This is a genomic window from Cellulomonas sp. CW35, from assembly GCF_052378485.1.
GTDB lineage: Bacteria > Actinomycetota > Actinomycetes > Actinomycetales > Cellulomonadaceae > Cellulomonas > Cellulomonas uda.
Window position 1 is genome coordinate 3420780 of the sequence record NZ_CP199000.1, and the last position, 15242, is coordinate 3436021.

A 15242-nucleotide genomic window follows, 5' to 3' on the forward strand; every position below is an offset into this window, starting at 1 on the left:
TCCCACCGAGCGGCCCACCGCCGGCGCTGACCGGCGGCGGGTGACACAGCGGGGCCCGGCCGATCGCACCCGGCCGGGCCCCGCGGCGTCGTCGTCCGGACGCGCGTGCCGTCAGGTCGACGCGCGCGTCACCACGTGGAACACGTCGTCCGGCCGGGTCGGCCGCGGCCGCGCCGGGTCGAGCGCCGCGAGCACCGCCTGGGCCAGGTACTCGGCCTGCGCGTCGATGGCCTGCCACACGGTCGTCAGCGGCGGGGTCGCCAGACGGGCGACCGGGATGTCGTCCACCCCGATCACCGCGAGGTCCTGCGGCACGAGCAAACCCTGGTCGTGCGCCGCGGCCAGGACCGCGAGCGCCACCTCGTCGTTGTACGCGGCGACTCCCGTCGCGGGCTCGTCGGCCCGCCACGCCGCGAGCGCCGCGGACGCCGAGCCGACCGTCAGCTCGACCTCCGTCACGCGCGGCTCCGGGAGGCCGAGGCGCGCGCACGCGGCACGGACACCCGAGATGCGGCGCTCCGCGAACGCGGACAGCCGCGCGTCGGCCGGCGCCGCGTACGCGAGCACCCGGTGCCCCCGCTGCGCGAGGTGCTCGACCTGGAGCTGGCCGATCGCGGCCTGCGGCACGGAGAACGTCTGGGGGTGCGGGTCCTCGTCGAGCGCCGCGTCGACGACGACGATGCCCGCACGCGTCATGGCACGCGCGTCCTGCTCGGCGAACGGCAGCAGCCCCAGCACCGCGCACGGCGTCACCGCGCGCCACAGGTCGGTCAGCGGCCGCGACCCGCGGCTGATGTGCACCAGCACCGACAGGCCGTGCTCGTGCAGCGACGTGGTGACGTGGTCGATCAGCGAGTCCAGCAGCGGCCCGACCGTCCAGTCCGGCAGGACGCACAGCACCAGGTCGCTGCGCCCCGAGCGCAGCGCCCGCGCCGCGGCCGACGGCGTGTAGCCGAGCCGCGCGGCCGTGTCGAGGACACGCTTGCGGGTCGCGTCGGTGATGACGACTCCCTGCTTCGCGTTGAGCACGTAGCTCACGGTGGTGCGCGAGACCCCGCTCTCGCGGGCGACGTCAGCACTGGTGACCCGCACGGCTGACCTCCTCGTCCCATCCTCGCGACACCGGCACGGCTGCTCGATCGTAGACCTGATCAGGCACGACGCGGCCGCGCACGCACGTCCCGGCGCACCGGGGCGCCGGGACGTGCGTGGTGCGAGGTCAGCGCACGGTGAGGGTGCGGCTCGCGCTCGCGGGGAGGTGATCGGCGGATCCGGCGTACCGGACGGTCACCGTGCCGGTGCGCGAGACGCGCGGCAGCGCGAGCACCAGACGGCCGTCCCGCAGCGCGCGCGTCGCGACGGTCCGGCCACCCACGGCCACGCTCACCTTGCCGGTGGGCGTCCGGCCGGCGCCCGTCACGTCGACCACGATCGTCGGGCGCGAGCCGCGCGCGGCGTGCCAGGACGCGGCCCCGAGACGCACGCGCGCCTCGGCACGCGTGACGCGCAGCGACGCGGAGGTCTGCGAGGCGGCGACGTCCGCCGTCCCCGCGTACGCGACCGTGAGCCGGTGCGTGCCCGCGCGCAGCGTCGCGGGCAGGGTGAGCCGCGCACGGCCCGACGCGTCGAGCGTCGCGGACGCGAGCACCCTCGAGCCCTCACGCACCTGGACCGTGCCGGTCGGCGGGGTGGCGCCACCGGTCACGGTGACCGCCACGCGCGCCGCCGTGCCGTACGTCGAGGTCGCGGCGAGCTGCGCGGTCGTCGTCGACGCCGTGCGGCCGAACACCGACGTGCGCGAGCCGAGGTCGAGCAGCACCGTCTCGCCGGTGGCGTCGGCCAGCCCGTCGTTGTCCGTCACCGCCCACACCGTGCCGTCGCCCGCGATCGTCAGACCCTCGAGCTTCTCCTGCGTCCAGCCGGCCGTCGCCCGCAGGTCGGGCAGCACGTCGTGCGCGAGCGTCTTGGTCAGCGGCGCGACCGCGCCGGGTGCCGGGTCCGCCGGGACGTCGACGGTGTACACGCGCTTGACCGCGGCGCTCGGACCGTTGAGCTTGTCCCGCTCGACGACGGCGAGCGTGTCGGCGTCGACCGCGACGACCTCGGAGAGACCGACCCAGTCCCCCGCGACGTCGGTCGACGACAGCGGGTATCCGAACCACGACCACGAGCCGTCGGCCACGTCGTACCGCCCGAGGCGCGCGGTGCCGCCCAGCCCGCCCGGGTCGCTCGTCAGGCCGCGCTGCAACGCGACCCACACGTGCTCGCCCGACGCGTCGTCGACCGTCGTGACGCCCTCGACCCCCCACTTGGTGAGGCCCGCGGCCACGTCCGCCGGCAACGTGACGCGCTCGACGACCGCGCCGTACGCGTTGGTCCGCACGAGCTGGTTGCCGGCACCGGTCGCCCCCTCGACCCCGAGCCAGAACCCGCCGGCGCGCCGCGTCGCGACGCCCTCGACGTCGAGGGAGACGCCCTCGCCGTGCTCGGTCACGCGCAGCTGCCGGTCGATCACCGCGGGCGTGCCCGAGACGTCGAGCGAGAGCAGTCGCGTGTCGGCGTACGCGGCGTCGGTCGCGGTCCACAGCCGCTGCGCGTCGCGCCGGTCCGCCGCGAGCGCACCCAGCGCACCCCACCCGATCGGGGCACCCGACGCGTCCGCGGACACGACGGACGGGAACGCGGGCGTCCCCGCCGCGGGCGCGTGCTGCGCGCCGCGGCCGAGCACCGTGACCGCGGAGCGCACGCCCGCGGCGGGGGTGTCGGTCTCGGACGAGACGATCAGCAGGTCCCGCGACGGCACCGGCAGGATGCCCTCGGGTCCGTTGGTCGTCGCGAGCACCTGCGAGAAGACCGGTCGCGTCGGGTCGGACACGTCGTACACCGCGACGAAGTTCGAGCGCTCGGAGCCGACGAACGCGTACGGCGTGCCGCCGAACGTCGCGACCGCGAGCCCCTCGATCTCGACGCCCTTCTTCCCGGCCCGGTCCTCGGTGTGCAGACCGACCCGCACCGCGAGCCGCTCGAGCGACGCACCCGCGTCCCACACGACCTCGCCCGTGGTCACGTCGAAGACGGACCAGCCGCGCGTGCCGCCCTTCCAGTCGCCCTCGTTCGCGGTCGCGACGTGCGTCGCGTCGAGCCACGCGACGGCGTCGGGCTCGCGCGGCCGCGCGGGCAGCGTGCCGCTCTGGTCGACCACACCGTCCTTCGCGGTGTCGACGCCCGTGAGCGCCTGCGTCCCCGCGGAGAACACGCGCGTGACCTCGCCGCTCGCGACGTCCACCAGCACGACGCCGTTGTTCTCCTGGAGCGTCACCGCGACGGTCGCACCCGACGGGTCGACCGCGACGTACTCCGGCTCGGGGTCCTGCGGCGTGTCCAGCCCGGCCGCGACGAACGCGGGCAGCGGCTGCGTGCCGTCCGTGAACGGCACGGCCCGCAGCGCCCACGTCGCCGGGTCGTCCCGGTCCGGCAGGTCGAGCAGCTGCAGGAAGCCGCCGGGCAGCTGCGGCAGGTCGCCCTTGGCCCCGCCCGCGGGGCGCGCGTCCTCGTCGCGCTGGTTCTCGATCGCGATCGCGGCGTGCGCGCGGTCGGGGGTCAGCGCGATCGAGTCCGGCTGCCCACCGAGCTCGAGCGTGCGCACGACGTCGTGCGTCGCGAGGTCCACGACCACGAGCGCACCCGACGGCGCGGTGAACGACGGCGACGTGTCGACGACGACCAGCACGTACCCGCCGACCACCGCGACGCTCGTCGGCTCCGCGTGCGCACCCACCCCCAGGTCCGCCGCGAGGTCGAGCGTGCCCGCGCCCACCGGCCGGGCGGGGTCGGTGACGTCGACGAACCCGATGCGCCGCGCGAGCGCGTCGGTGTGCACGAACGTGCGGCCGTCGTCGGACACCGCCGAGATCTCCGCGACGGTCACGTCGCTCGCGGGCGCGCCCGCGGGGCGGTTCAGGTACACGGGGTACGTCGCCAGGCGGTGGAACGTCGCGTCGGGCGAGGGCGGCGTCCACCCGTCGTCCGACCAGCCGGGCGCGGGCGCGAGTGCGGTCGCGAGCGGGGCCGCGGGTGCGGTCGTCGCCGTCGCGGGTGCGACGACGAGGGCCGTCGCGGCGAGCGTGCCGACGAGCACGCACGCGACGGTCGTGCGCACCGGGCGCGCACGGTGGGGGTGGGCAGGCAGCATGGAGGTCCTCCTCAGGACGGGGGGCGCACGCACTGTCGCGGCGGCCCGTGTCCCGCTGCGGAACCGCAGGTGAACGCTCTGCGGCGAGGGCGCGACGGTTCGTCGCGCACGTGCCGTGAATCGCTCCCTGTGCACGTCACGCGCCGTCGTGTAGGCTTCCAGGGCGTTCATGTCGCGGGCACCCGTCCGCTGCGCTCTTCGGTTCAGCATCGAAGCAGGACCGCGAGCCAGGACGGCACCCTCCGTCACCGATTCACGAGATTCACCCATCCCGCCCCGGCGGGGTGCGAGAGTAGTCAGCATCTTCACCAGTCTTCATCCCCTGTCCCCGACAGGTCCCCGGCCCGCCGCGCCACGCTGGCGCCAGGCCGACGAGGACCTCTGGGTCGCCACGATCGCCGACGAGTACGCGGGCCTCGCCCAGCGGACTCCCGCCGGTCTGCGCGTCAGCGACCGCTTCACGCGGCCCCTCGGCGTCGTCGCGACCTGGGCCGCGGCCGACGTGCTGCTCGTGCCCGCCCGTGCGACCCGCCCCCACTCGCGTGCTCACCGAGCACGCGCCCACACACGTCCGTGCCCGTCGGGGCGCGGCGAGCGAGGTCGCGCCCGCGGCCGCGCCCCTCGAACGAGAAGAGACATCATGGCCACCGGAACGGTGAAGTGGTTCAACGCGGAGAAGGGCTACGGCTTCATCGCCCCGTCCGACGGTTCCGCTGACGTGTTCGCGCACTACAGCGCGATCGCGACGCAGGGCTTCCGTACCCTCGAGGAGAACCAGCAGGTCGAGTTCGACGTCACGCAGGGCCCCAAGGGCCCGCAGGCGGAGAACATCCGCCCGCTCTGACTCGAGCACGCGAAGGGGGCCGTACCCGGCTGGGTACGGCCCCCTTCGTCATGCCCGGGGTTCGTCAGACGCGACGGAAGCGTGCGACCACGTGGCACTCGAACGGGTCGCGTGCCGCGAGGCCCACCTCGTTGAGGTAGCGCACGACGATCGCGTACGACCGGAACAGCGACGTCTCGGTGTACGGCACGTCGAGCGCGCGGCACTGCTCGCGCACCAGCAGGCGCGCCTTCGCCAGGTGCGGGCGCGGCATCGACGGGAACAGGTGGTGCTCCACCTGGTAGTTCAGGCCGCCCATGAGCGACGTCGCCCACCAGCCGCCGCGCACGTTGCGGGACGTGCGGACCTGCTTGGAGAAGAAGTCGAGCTTCGAGTCCCGCGCGATGACCGGCATTCCCTTGTGGTTGGGCGCGAACGACGCACCCATGTACACGCCGAACACCGCGACCTGCACGCCGACGAACGCGAACGCCATGCCGATCGGCAGGAACCAGAACACCGGCACCCAGAACGCGGCGAACCGCAGCACGATCAGGCCCAGCTCGGTCCACCGCTGCTCGACCTTCTCGCGCCCCAGCAGGTGCTGGAAGCCCAGGCGGTGCAGGTTCAGGCCCTCGAGCGTGAGCAGCGGGAAGAACAGCCAGCCCTGGCGGCGCGTGATGAGCGCCTGCAGGCCGCGCGCCTTGACCGCGTCCTCCTCGAGGAAGGAGATCGTGTCGACGTCGATGTCCGGGTCCTTGCCGACCTTGTTCGGGTTGGCGTGGTGGCGGTTGTGCTTGGTGTTCCACCAGGACAGGCTCACGCCGACGACGCCGCACGCGAGGACGCGCGCGAGCCGGTCGTTGGCCTTGCCGCCCGCGAGCACCTGCTTGTGCGCGGCCTCGTGCGTGAGGAACGCGGTCTGCGTGAGCAGGACGCCCAGCCCGCCGGCGATCAGGAGCTGGAACCACGAGTGGCCGAGCAGGAAGAACCCGGCGAGCGCGCCGGCGAACCCGGCGGCGAGGACGGCACCGACGCCGCCGTAGAACCCGTACGCGCGGCGCAGCAGCCCGCGGTCGCGCACCTTTGCGGCGACCTCGGTGTACGCGTGCGTGAGATGGGGGAAAGAGGTGTCCCGCCGGACCGTCGCGCGGAAGCCGGCGGGCAGCTCGGTCGCAGTGGTCGGGGACGCGGTCGCAGAGGGAGAAGCGATGAAGCACCTGCTCGTTCCGGGGCCCGCAGCGGCGGGCGACGTTGCCAAAGGCGGATGCCTGTCGCCGGCCCACCGTACCCCGGCGGCCTGTGCCGGGCAGGGGAATCGTGGGCGGGCCGTGTGTGGGTCCCGGGCCGTAGCGTGCGCGTCATGCACGCCGCCGAGGTCGTCCGCCGCCGCCTGCGGGCCCAGCACCTGCGCGGTCGTCGGCTCGAGCACCCAGCCGAGGTGGTCTGCGCGCTGCTCGCCGTGCAGGGTCAGGAGCTGCCCGTCGCGCGGTGGTCGCTCGGTCGTCGTCTGGCGGACGCGACCGACGCGGACGTGCGCCGCGCGCTCGACGACGGTGAGGTCCTGCGCACGCACGCGCTGCGGCCCACCTGGCACCTGCTCGCGCGGGAGGACCTGCGCTGGGTGCTCGCGCTGACCTCGCCGCGCGTGCTGCGGGCGTGCGCGCCGGCGTTCCGGCGCACCGGCCTGGACGACGAGACGCTGGCCCGCACCGACGTGCTCGTCGCGCGCGTCGTCGAGCGTCTGTCCGCGAAGGCGCACCCCACGCGCACGGAGGTCGGTGCGGCGCTCGCCGCGGAGGGGTTCGAGGCCGGGCCGGAGACCGTGGGCTTTGCGATGATGCACGCCGAGCTCGGGGGCCTCGTCGTCAGCGGGCGGGCCCGCGGCGCGCTGCACACCTACGCGCCGGCCGACGAACGCGCACCCGCGGGCCTCGACCTCGCGGGCGACGAGGCGCTCGTCGAGCTCGTGCGCCGCTTCCTCGCAGGGCACGGGCCCGCCGCGGTCCGGGACGTCGCGTGGTGGGCGACGCTCACGCTCACGCAGGTGCGCCGCGCGCTGGCCGCGCTGGGCGACGCGGTCGAGCGGGTGGAGGTCGACGGGCACGAGCTGTGGTGGGTGCCGTCCGAAGACGAGCTCGCCGAACCCGCGTCGGACGGGCCGCGCGTCGACGTCCTGCAGGTCTACGACGAGGTGTTCGGCTCGTTCCCGACGACGAGGTCCCTGGCCGACCCCGCCGGCCTGGGCGCCGCGCGGCCCACCGACTACGCGTCGCTGCACGTGGTGCTCGTCGACGAGCAGCTCACGGCCTGGTGGCAGCGGCGGGTGGAGCGCGGCGTGGTCGAGGCGCGTGTCCACCCGCTGCGCGCGCTCTCGTCTGCCGAGCGCGCCGCGGTGCTCGCGGAGTTCGAGGCCTACGGCCGCTTCGCCGACCAGGAGGTCGCGGTCACGCTCCCCTGATCCTGCCCTGATGCTGCCCTGACGCCCGCTCCCGGGCGACAGTCCGTCATCCCGTTCCGGGCAGGGAACAGCCCGTGGGCCGGGCCCCTGTCGGGGCCCTGCCGCGAGGGACGAGGTCGCGGCTCCCACGGGCTGCGGTGACTGCCGTGGATTCTCTCGCCGCCCTGCCGTGGTCCTGGACCCCGGCCGAGCTCTGCGAACGGATCGAGCAATCCGTCCGAGTACTCGGGCGACTAGCGGACAGTCACCTCACGCGTCCGAAGAAACTTCATGTCTCCGACCACCTCCTTCCCGTGTGCGTCCGACGCTAACCCCGCCCCCCGCACCCCCGCACCCCTAATTCCCACCCCACCAACCCCGCGACCCCCTGGCCTCGACCCCACCCCCACCCACTCCCGCCCACCCCGCGCTTACTCCGGGTTCCGGGTCCCATACCGCGAGCAACCACGGCCTCAACCACCCCACGCCCGCCCACCCCGCGGTTGCTCCGGGTCCAGGGTCGGACACCGCGAGCAACAACGGTCTCGACCCACCTCCCGCCCACCCCGCGCTTGCTCCGGGTCCGCGCGCGCAGAGCGCGAGCAACCACGGTCTCGACCACCCCAGTCCCGCCCAGCCTGCGGTTGCTCCGGGTTCGGGGTCGGATACCGCGAGGAAGGGCGGGGTCGTGGCGGGGTGGCGCGGTGGTGGAGGGGCGGTGGCGTGGGGTGGGAGGTGGGAAGGTGGGGGCGTGATGCTGAAGACCGCCGCCGAGCTGACCGCCATGCGACCCGCCGGGAGGTTCGTCGCCGGGGTGCTGTCCTCGCTGCGCGACGTCGCGAGGGTCGGCACGACGCTCCAGGAGCTCGACGACCACGCGCACCGGATGATCGACGCCGCGGGCGCGCACTCCGTGTACCTGGGGTACCACCCGAGCTTCGGCGCGATCCCCTACCCGGGCGTGCTGTGCACATCGGTCAACGACGCCGCGCTGCACGGCCTGCCGTCGCCGTACGTGCTCGCCGACGGCGACGTGCTGTCGATCGACTTCGCCGCGCAGGTGCAGGGCTGGGTCGCGGACTCCGCGATCACGTTTCAGGTCGGGACGACGACGCCCGAGGCGACAGCGCTCATCGAGACGACCGAGCGCGCGCTCGAGGCCGGCATCGCGGCGGCGAAGGTCGGCGGGCGGATGGGCGACATCTCCGCGGCGATCGGCGACGTCGGGCACCGCGCGGGCTACGGGATCAACACCGACTTCGGCGGGCACGGCGTGGGTCGCACCATGCACGAGGACCCGCACGTCCCGAACGACGGCCGCCGCCGCAGCGGCATGAAGCTCCAGGCCGGCCTCGTCATCGCGATCGAGCCGTGGTTCATGGCCGGCGGCGACGGGTACGTGATCGACGACGACGGCTGGACGATCCGTTCCGCCGACGGCTCGCTCGCGGCACACTTCGAGCACACGGTGGCGCTCACCAAGGACGGCCCGCTCGTCCTGACGTCACGCGACTGAGGAGGGACCGTGTCGGGGACGGACAGCGTCGACCGCCGGTTCGACGGGCACGAGCACCGCTACGACGAGTCGGCGACCTCGCCGTACGGCACCCCGGTCGCGGGCGGCTCCGCCACGCCCCCCGCGTACGGCACGCCGCCGACCGCACAGCTCCCCACCGTCTCGTCGTACCCGGTCTCGTCGTACCCGGTCTCCTCGCACCCGGGTTCGTCGTTCTACGCAGTTCCGTACGACGCCGTGCCCTACGACGCCGTGCCGGCCACCCCGCTGCCCGGAGCCGCGCCCTACGCGCCCGGCACGTGGCCGACGACCGCGCGCACCGACCAGGTCACGCCGTCGACCGCGGGGATCGTCGTGGCGTGGTTGCTCACCGTGCTCACCGGGTTCTACCTGCTGCCGTTCGCGATCGCGATGACGCGCGGCAAGGCCGCCCGGTGGGGGATCTTCTGGGTCACCCTGCTGCTGGGGTGGACGTTCGCGGGATGGGTCGCGGCGCTGGTGTGGTCCTGCCTGCCGCACCGGGTGCTGACGTTCGCGCCGGGTCCGGCCGCGTACGCAGTGCCGCCCGGTTGGTACCCGACGCCCGACGGTCGTCGTGCGTACTGGGACGGCGCGCGCTGGACGGGGCACGTCGCCTGACGACGCCCCCGCTGGTCAGCGCAGGTCGGCGAGGGCCTCCTCGAAGGTCCGGCGGCCCGTCCCGTGATCGGGCGTGAGCTGCGCTCCCGCGCGGAACGCGGCGAACGAGCGTCCCGGCAGGCGCACGCTGACGCTCCGGGGCCGACGACCCCGCGCCTGCGCGACCAGCCGGTACGCGGTGCGCGCGTCGACGACGCCGGGCCCGCCCAGGTCCGCGACCCGCCCCGACGGCCCCGCCTCGACCAGCTCGACGAGCCGCTCGGCGACCTCGTCGACGTCGACCGGCTGCAGGCTCGTCCCCGCGGGCAGCACGGTCACACCAGCGACCGTGAACCGGTCGAGCAGCCGCGGCACGAACTGGTGGAACTGCGTCGCGCGCAGGATCGACCACGGCACGCCGCCGACCTCGACCAGGTGCTCGACCTCGAGCTTGGCGCGGTAGTAGGAGTACGGGATCGCGTCGACGCCGACGATCGAGACGAACACCAGGTGCGGCGTCCCGGCCCGGCGAGCGGCGAGCAGCAGGTGCGCGGCGGCGGCGACGTCGTGCTGCGGCCGGCGTGGCTCACTCGCGCAGTGCACGACGGCGGACACTCCCGCGAGCGCCTCGTCGACCCCCGCACCCGTCGTGAGGTCGCCGACGACGCGCTCCACCCCGGCCGGGCTCTCGCCCGGTCGGCGGCTCAGCACCCGCACCCCGCGGCCTCGTCGGACGAGCTCGGCGACCACCGCCCGCCCGAGCATCCCCGTCCCGCCGGTGACCAGAACCGGACCGTCGACGTGCGCGCTCTCCCCTGCCATGGCGGCCATCCTGGCAGGGCCGGGGTCCGCCGACCATGGTCCGGGACGCCCCGCGGATCGTGCTAGCCTTCTGCAGCGCGCGCGAGTGGCGGAACGGCAGACGCGCTGGCTTCAGGTGCCAGTGTCCGAAAGGGCGTGGGGGTTCAAATCCCCCCTCGCGCACTCTGGGGTCTCGGGACAACCGAGGCTTGGTAGTCCGGACAACTCCCGGCAGGACGAGATCCTGCCGGGAGTTTCTGGTTCAGGGCTCAGCGAGGCGCTTGACTAGCACGCTAGCGTGCCATTGCTCCCGCTTTGCACGAACGGAGCGGTCGGAGCTCATCGCGCATGCACGCCAACCAGCCCGGTCACCGTGGTGGGTGCCGGGCTGATGGACGTGCTGTGAAGTTCGGCGACGCGGAGCGCGTCAGGCGGCCACGGGCGGCCTGCCTCTGCTGGCGTAGTAGGCCTCATGGAACGCGCGCTTGCGCTTGCGGCGGCTCTTGATGCGCGCGTGCTCGACGGCCCAGTCAGGTCGTCGGTGTCGCCGATGAGTTCCATCCAGGGGTCTGGCATCGAGCGGCAGATGTGCCAGTCGCGCAGCATCCGTACGTTGGCGCCGATTAGCGCGAACGTCAGCAGGATGTGGTTCTTCAAGGCGCCGAGGACGCGGGTGAAGTTGCGGACAATCTTGACTCCGCGGTTGTGCTTGATTTCGGCGTTGATGTGCTCGACGCCCGAGCGCTGCCCGCGGGGCCACAACACCACCGTGGCCGGTCGGGACCGGTTCTGCTCGTGGTGCGGCGCCGTCCTGGTGGATCCGCTGACGTGGCACCGGTCCGCGAACGACGACGAGGCCCGGCCGTGAACCTCCCCGCAGGTGCCTCGGTAGTCACTCCCGCGCTGCACCTTTCCGGCGAGCGCGTCGTGGTCGCCGGCGACTGGCATGGTTCGCGCACTGCCGGTCTAGACGTGATCTCACGCGCCGCTGCCGCTGGCGCACAGGTTGTGCTTCACGTTGGAGATCTGAACGTCCCCGCCATCGGAGCCCCGTCTATCGTCAAGACGCTCAATGAGAAATGCGCTCGCACCGGTGTCGTCGTGCTGGTCTCGCCCGGCAACCACGACGACTGGGATCGCATCGACGCCGCACCGCTGGACGACGCAGGCTTACACGTCCTCGGCCGGCATGTGCGCGTCATACCGCGCGGCGCCCGGTTCGAGATCGCCGGCCGCCGGTTCGGCGCACTCGGTGGCGCCGTCTCTGTGCTCGGCCGCCTGGTCCGAGGCGAGACCTGGTGGCCGCAGGAGGCGATCACCGACGAGCACGTCCGCCTGCTCGGAACCGCACCGCTGGACGTGCTCCTCACGCATGACGCCCCCGCGGGCGTCCCGCTCGCGTCGGGATACGACCCGCCCGCCGACCTCGTTGCCGAGGCTGACGAGCTGCGGGCACGACTGCTTCGCGCCGTGCAGAGCACACGGCCCCGACTCGTGTTCTGCGGGCACTGGCACACCCGCCGGATCTACGACCTGCGCGTGGACGACGAGACGACAACGACCGTGCATGTTCTCAACCGAGAGCACACGGCCGGAAACGCCGTCCTCCTCGACCTGAGCACCCTGCACGTCAGTCCGCTACCCGCCGCAGCGGACGCATCCACCTCATAGCTGCGGCCTCACAACGGCCATGGACCCGACAAGGAGTGGCGTATGCCGACGGATCAAGACCGACCGAGTTCTTCCAGCCGCCCCCCACTGGTGCGCGACGGCGACCTGAGCGATGAGCAGCGGACCTGGATGCCGCCGACCGCCTGGGACGCGTACGGCCAGTGGCCGTGCGCGAGCAAGGTCGAGCTTGCTGACCGGCTGGAGTTCCTCACCGACGCCGGCGGGTGGGACTGGCGCAGCGTCGCCGTGGCCGCCCGCGCCTACCCCGAATGGCGGGTCGAGCTGCGCGGCGAAGGCTTCCTGACCATCACACCTCCGCGGGGCCAGGACCCCACCGACGCGAGAGCGGTGATCCGAGGCGCCCCCACACCCGCAGCACCGGCAACTGTGGACCGGACCACGACGCGCCTGAAGGCGAGCAGAACCGTCCTAGCGTGGTTCGCCGAAGCGATCACCGGGGCGTGGATCTGCCTCGTGGTCGCGCTCAACGGGGCGTTCAGAGACCAGGACGCACTCGTGGTCGGCACATTGCTGCTCGCCGCGGGGATGATCGTGCTGATGCGGCTCGACGCCCGGCGCGAGTACCACCGCGGCTGGAGTGACTCGCGACTTCACTCCGCTGTCCAGACGAGCCTGATCCGACGTGATGGGCAACCTCCCGGCCCGACGCAAACGCCGCCCGAGCCCTGGCAGCGAACCGCATTGCTCGCGACGGCCGTTCGGACCGCGGTCCTCGCCGCGAGCAGCCCATCCGACGACGCGGACCACAGCTGAGTGGCGTCGCAGAGGGCAGCGATCCTGTCCAGCGTCGACCGGTTCTGGACCTCCGATGACTTGCGCGGTGCGCGCTCGACGAGGCGTCACCTGCTCGCGTCGCTGGCTGCGACGGGCGAACTGAAGCGAGTACGTCGGGGCCTCTACTGGCGCGGCCGATCCACGCCACTTGGGCGCTCGGCTCCGACGCCCGAGCAGATCACGCGCGCGCTACTCGGCCCGACGCCGGGCACCGGTCCCTCGGGTCCGTCGGCTGCGCACGCGCTTCGACTGTCCACGCAGGTGCCCCGGATGGCGCACGTCGCCGTCCCCCTCCGGGCGCCAAGGTCGGTCGTCGGCGTCAGGTTCGTCTCTCGCGCCGCACGCTCCGAACGGGTGCGTCAGGATCTCAGTGCCCTTGAGGTCGCGGTGCTCGAGGTGCTCGAGTCGTGGCAGGACGTCGTGGAGGTCCCCGACGCTGCGGCCAACTCAGTGTTGTGGGCGTTGTGCCTGTCGGGCCGTATCGATCCAGTGCGCCTGGTGGCCGCCGCGACGACCGAGCCGCGGATCGTGCGCACTCGTCTTGCGGACCTGCTTCGCTCGATGGGGCGCGAGGATCTGGCGTCGGCCATCTCGACGGGCGATCGCGGCGGCCGACGATGACTCAAGACACGGGATCGGCGCAGCTCTGCTCACAGGACCGCCCCGCGGCCTGCGTCTGCCGCGAGACGCTCGGTGGTGAGACCATGGGGCCTCCCGATGATGGCCCGCGTGCGCCGCGAAGCACGCCGCATCATGACCGCTGAGCTCGGAGGGACTTCCCTCATCCACCGGTGAACGGGCCGCAGGTGCGTGTGCGCACCCCCAAAGACCTTCGCCGCGAACGCCGCCGCCGGCCCCACTCCTGCTGGGACCACCTGATCGCCGCCCCGCTGTGGCCACTGCACGGCATCAACCTCGGCACCCTGCTGCGCACCCGTGACGCCGTCGGTGCATGCCTCGCCGTCCCCCGCCTGCCCTGGGTCCCCGAAGCTCTCGGTCGTGGCAACACCCTGCGCCACCCGGCATGCGTGCACTGGACCGGGAACCCGATCCGCTGGCTCGAGCAGCAACGCGAGCGCGACACGGCGATCGTCGGTGTCGAACTGACCAGGAGTCGGTGCGCCTCGGCGACCTGCCCGCAGCGCGCAGGCGCACCGTGATGGTCCTCGGCCACGAGCAGACCGGGATTCCTCCTGAGGCGCTCGACCTGCTCGACCTCGCCGTCGAGATTCCGATGATCGGCACCGGCGCCAGCCTCAACGTCGCCGTCGCGGGCTCGCTCGTGCTGTACCGGCTCGCTGGACTCCTGTGACAGCTACATCCCGCGTGTCAGATTCCGGGTGACCTCGATCGCGACGGGTTCCCGATCCTCGTCCGCCTGCGCGCTCGCTGCCCTGAGGTCACATCGGTGCTGATGGACGAGGCTACGTTTCTCGCGCACCGCGACATGTCGGTAGGGGACCCCAACAGCGAACCACGGTCCACGCCGACTCGTTCCGAACGGCTAACGGCCGATGAGAGCGCGGTCGAAATGCTGCTCCGTGAGCTCGGCGGCGTGCGGCTCGAGCACGAGCTGCTTGCGCGGCCTGCATGCCTGCTCGCACTCGGCCATGCGTGAGACCGGGAGAGTCGCGTGACCTTCATGATGAGACGAAACGCCTTCACATAGAGTTACGTGGTGACGAAAAATGTCAAGGAGGGCACCGCGCGCGCGGGCGATCTGCCATCCCGAGCTTTCACGCTCGCCGATGCCGAACGGCTCGGTCTGAGCCGGTCTGCTGTCTACCGCCTTGCCTCACGGGGCGACCTGGAGCGCGTCGCCCCAGGCGTGTACCGGCGAGCCGAGGACGACCTCACATACGACCCCGACCTGCTCGGAGCCGCCATCCGTGCACCCCGCGCGACCATCTGCCTGACAAGCGCTCTCGTACTTCACGGACTCACCGACGAGATCCCCGCCGCCACCGATCTGGCGGTCCCCCGCCGAGCCCGACGACCCGCGACCTCGCCCGCGATCCGCTGGCACCAGTGGGACGAAGCAACCTTCGAGATCGGTCGCGGCCCGCACACCATCGAGGGCACCGACACCGTCATTGGCCTCTACAGCGCTGAGCGCTCGATCGTGGACGCATTCCGCACCAGAAACGTCGCTGGCTACGAGACCGCCACCGAAGCGCTGCGTCGATGGCTCCGCAAGCGTGGTTCTCATCCGGTGAACGTACTCGCCGTCGCCGAGCGACTCCCTCGCGCCCGAGGCCCCCTACTTGAGGCGCTGCAGTACCTCACGTGAGGTCGTGCGCGCTCGTCGCCTTCGACGCGAACCGGCAGTGCGCACTCGTCCCCTTCCGCCACCGAGCAGGCGACGCCGCACCTTTCACCCTCGACC

Annotated in this window: 16 protein-coding genes and 1 tRNA gene; 12 read left to right on the top strand and 5 right to left on the bottom strand. The window is 72.9% G+C overall.

The window, feature by feature from the left end; translation table 11 throughout:
* Window positions 1-111 precede the first annotated feature (111 nt).
* The gene (locus ACT17Q_RS15590; protein ID WP_141319717.1) at window positions 112-1092 is read right to left on the bottom strand and encodes a LacI family DNA-binding transcriptional regulator; all 981 of its coding nucleotides are present in this window, start codon (window positions 1090-1092) and stop codon (window positions 112-114) included.
* A 127-nt stretch (window positions 1093-1219) separates the two neighbouring features.
* Entirely contained in the window at window positions 1220-4192 is a 2973-nt protein-coding gene (locus tag ACT17Q_RS15595) for an esterase-like activity of phytase family protein (RefSeq protein ID WP_444663583.1), read from the bottom strand.
* Window positions 4193-4832: 640 nt separating this feature from the next.
* Here ACT17Q_RS15595 and ACT17Q_RS15600 point away from each other — a divergent pair.
* Entirely contained in the window at window positions 4833-5036 is a 204-nt protein-coding gene (locus ACT17Q_RS15600; RefSeq protein WP_094181560.1) for a cold-shock protein, read from the top strand.
* A gap of 64 nt (window positions 5037-5100) precedes the next feature.
* Here the strand turns inward: ACT17Q_RS15600 and ACT17Q_RS15605 are convergent, their stop codons facing one another.
* Window positions 5101-6228 (bottom strand): fatty acid desaturase family protein, encoded by a 1128-nt coding sequence (locus ACT17Q_RS15605; protein WP_444665409.1) that lies wholly within the window; start codon window positions 6226-6228, stop codon window positions 5101-5103.
* A gap of 150 nt (window positions 6229-6378) precedes the next feature.
* Here ACT17Q_RS15605 and ACT17Q_RS15610 point away from each other — a divergent pair, with 150 nt between their 5' ends.
* The 3 genes from ACT17Q_RS15610 to ACT17Q_RS15620 all read left to right on the top strand — a co-directional run bounded on the left by ACT17Q_RS15610 (window position 6379) and on the right by ACT17Q_RS15620 (window position 9610).
* Entirely contained in the window at window positions 6379-7476 is a 1098-nt protein-coding gene (locus ACT17Q_RS15610; protein ID WP_444663585.1) for a winged helix DNA-binding domain-containing protein, read from the top strand.
* 733 nt (window positions 7477-8209) lie between these two features.
* On the top strand, window positions 8210-8971 hold the full coding sequence (gene map, locus ACT17Q_RS15615) for a type I methionyl aminopeptidase (protein WP_444665410.1): 762 nt from the start codon (window positions 8210-8212) through the stop codon (window positions 8969-8971).
* Between the two features lie 9 nt (window positions 8972-8980).
* Window positions 8981-9610 (top strand): superinfection immunity protein, encoded by a 630-nt coding sequence (locus ACT17Q_RS15620; RefSeq protein ID WP_444663587.1) that lies wholly within the window; start codon window positions 8981-8983, stop codon window positions 9608-9610.
* A gap of 15 nt (window positions 9611-9625) precedes the next feature.
* Here ACT17Q_RS15620 and ACT17Q_RS15625 read toward each other — a convergent pair whose 3' ends face one another.
* A complete protein-coding gene (locus tag ACT17Q_RS15625) occupies window positions 9626-10411 on the bottom strand; it encodes an SDR family oxidoreductase (protein WP_444663589.1) in 786 nt (261 codons plus the stop codon).
* 79 nt (window positions 10412-10490) lie between these two features.
* On the opposite strand from ACT17Q_RS15625, the gene ACT17Q_RS15630 reads away from it, so the two are divergent.
* A tRNA-Leu gene (locus ACT17Q_RS15630) sits at window positions 10491-10573 on the top strand.
* 156 nt (window positions 10574-10729) lie between these two features.
* Here the strand turns inward: ACT17Q_RS15630 and ACT17Q_RS15635 are convergent.
* On the bottom strand, window positions 10730-11338 hold the full coding sequence (locus tag ACT17Q_RS15635; protein WP_444663591.1) for a hypothetical protein: 609 nt from the start codon (window positions 11336-11338) through the stop codon (window positions 10730-10732).
* 24 nt (window positions 11339-11362) lie between these two features.
* Here ACT17Q_RS15635 and ACT17Q_RS15640 point away from each other — a divergent pair, with 24 nt between their 5' ends.
* From ACT17Q_RS15640 to ACT17Q_RS15670, 7 genes are all read left to right on the top strand, one after another.
* On the top strand, window positions 11363-12061 hold the full coding sequence (locus ACT17Q_RS15640; protein WP_444663593.1) for a metallophosphoesterase family protein: 699 nt from the start codon (window positions 11363-11365) through the stop codon (window positions 12059-12061).
* A gap of 90 nt (window positions 12062-12151) precedes the next feature.
* Window positions 12152-12835: a hypothetical protein gene (locus tag ACT17Q_RS15645; RefSeq protein ID WP_444663595.1), complete on the top strand. Its 684-nt coding sequence runs from the start codon at window positions 12152-12154 to the stop codon at window positions 12833-12835.
* 291 nt (window positions 12836-13126) lie between these two features.
* Window positions 13127-13477: a hypothetical protein gene (locus tag ACT17Q_RS15650; protein ID WP_444663597.1), complete on the top strand. Its 351-nt coding sequence runs from the start codon at window positions 13127-13129 to the stop codon at window positions 13475-13477.
* Window positions 13478-13647: 170 nt separating this feature from the next.
* Window positions 13648-14016: a hypothetical protein gene (locus ACT17Q_RS15655; RefSeq protein ID WP_444665420.1), complete on the top strand. Its 369-nt coding sequence runs from the start codon at window positions 13648-13650 to the stop codon at window positions 14014-14016.
* Complete coding sequence (locus ACT17Q_RS15660) at window positions 13974-14168, top strand: TrmH family RNA methyltransferase (protein ID WP_444663598.1); 195 nt, start codon at window positions 13974-13976, stop codon at window positions 14166-14168. The genes ACT17Q_RS15655 and ACT17Q_RS15660 overlap by 43 nt, the downstream gene beginning before the upstream one ends.
* A 66-nt stretch (window positions 14169-14234) precedes the next feature.
* Window positions 14235-14474, top strand: coding sequence for a Wadjet anti-phage system protein JetD domain-containing protein (locus ACT17Q_RS15665; protein ID WP_444665411.1), 240 nt, complete (start codon window positions 14235-14237; stop codon window positions 14472-14474).
* Window positions 14475-14534: 60 nt separating this feature from the next.
* Window positions 14535-15146 carry a type IV toxin-antitoxin system AbiEi family antitoxin domain-containing protein gene (locus ACT17Q_RS15670; RefSeq protein ID WP_444663599.1) on the top strand — a complete coding sequence of 204 codons (612 nt, stop codon included), beginning with the start codon at window positions 14535-14537 and terminating at the stop codon, window positions 15144-15146.
* Window positions 15147-15242 lie beyond the last annotated feature (96 nt).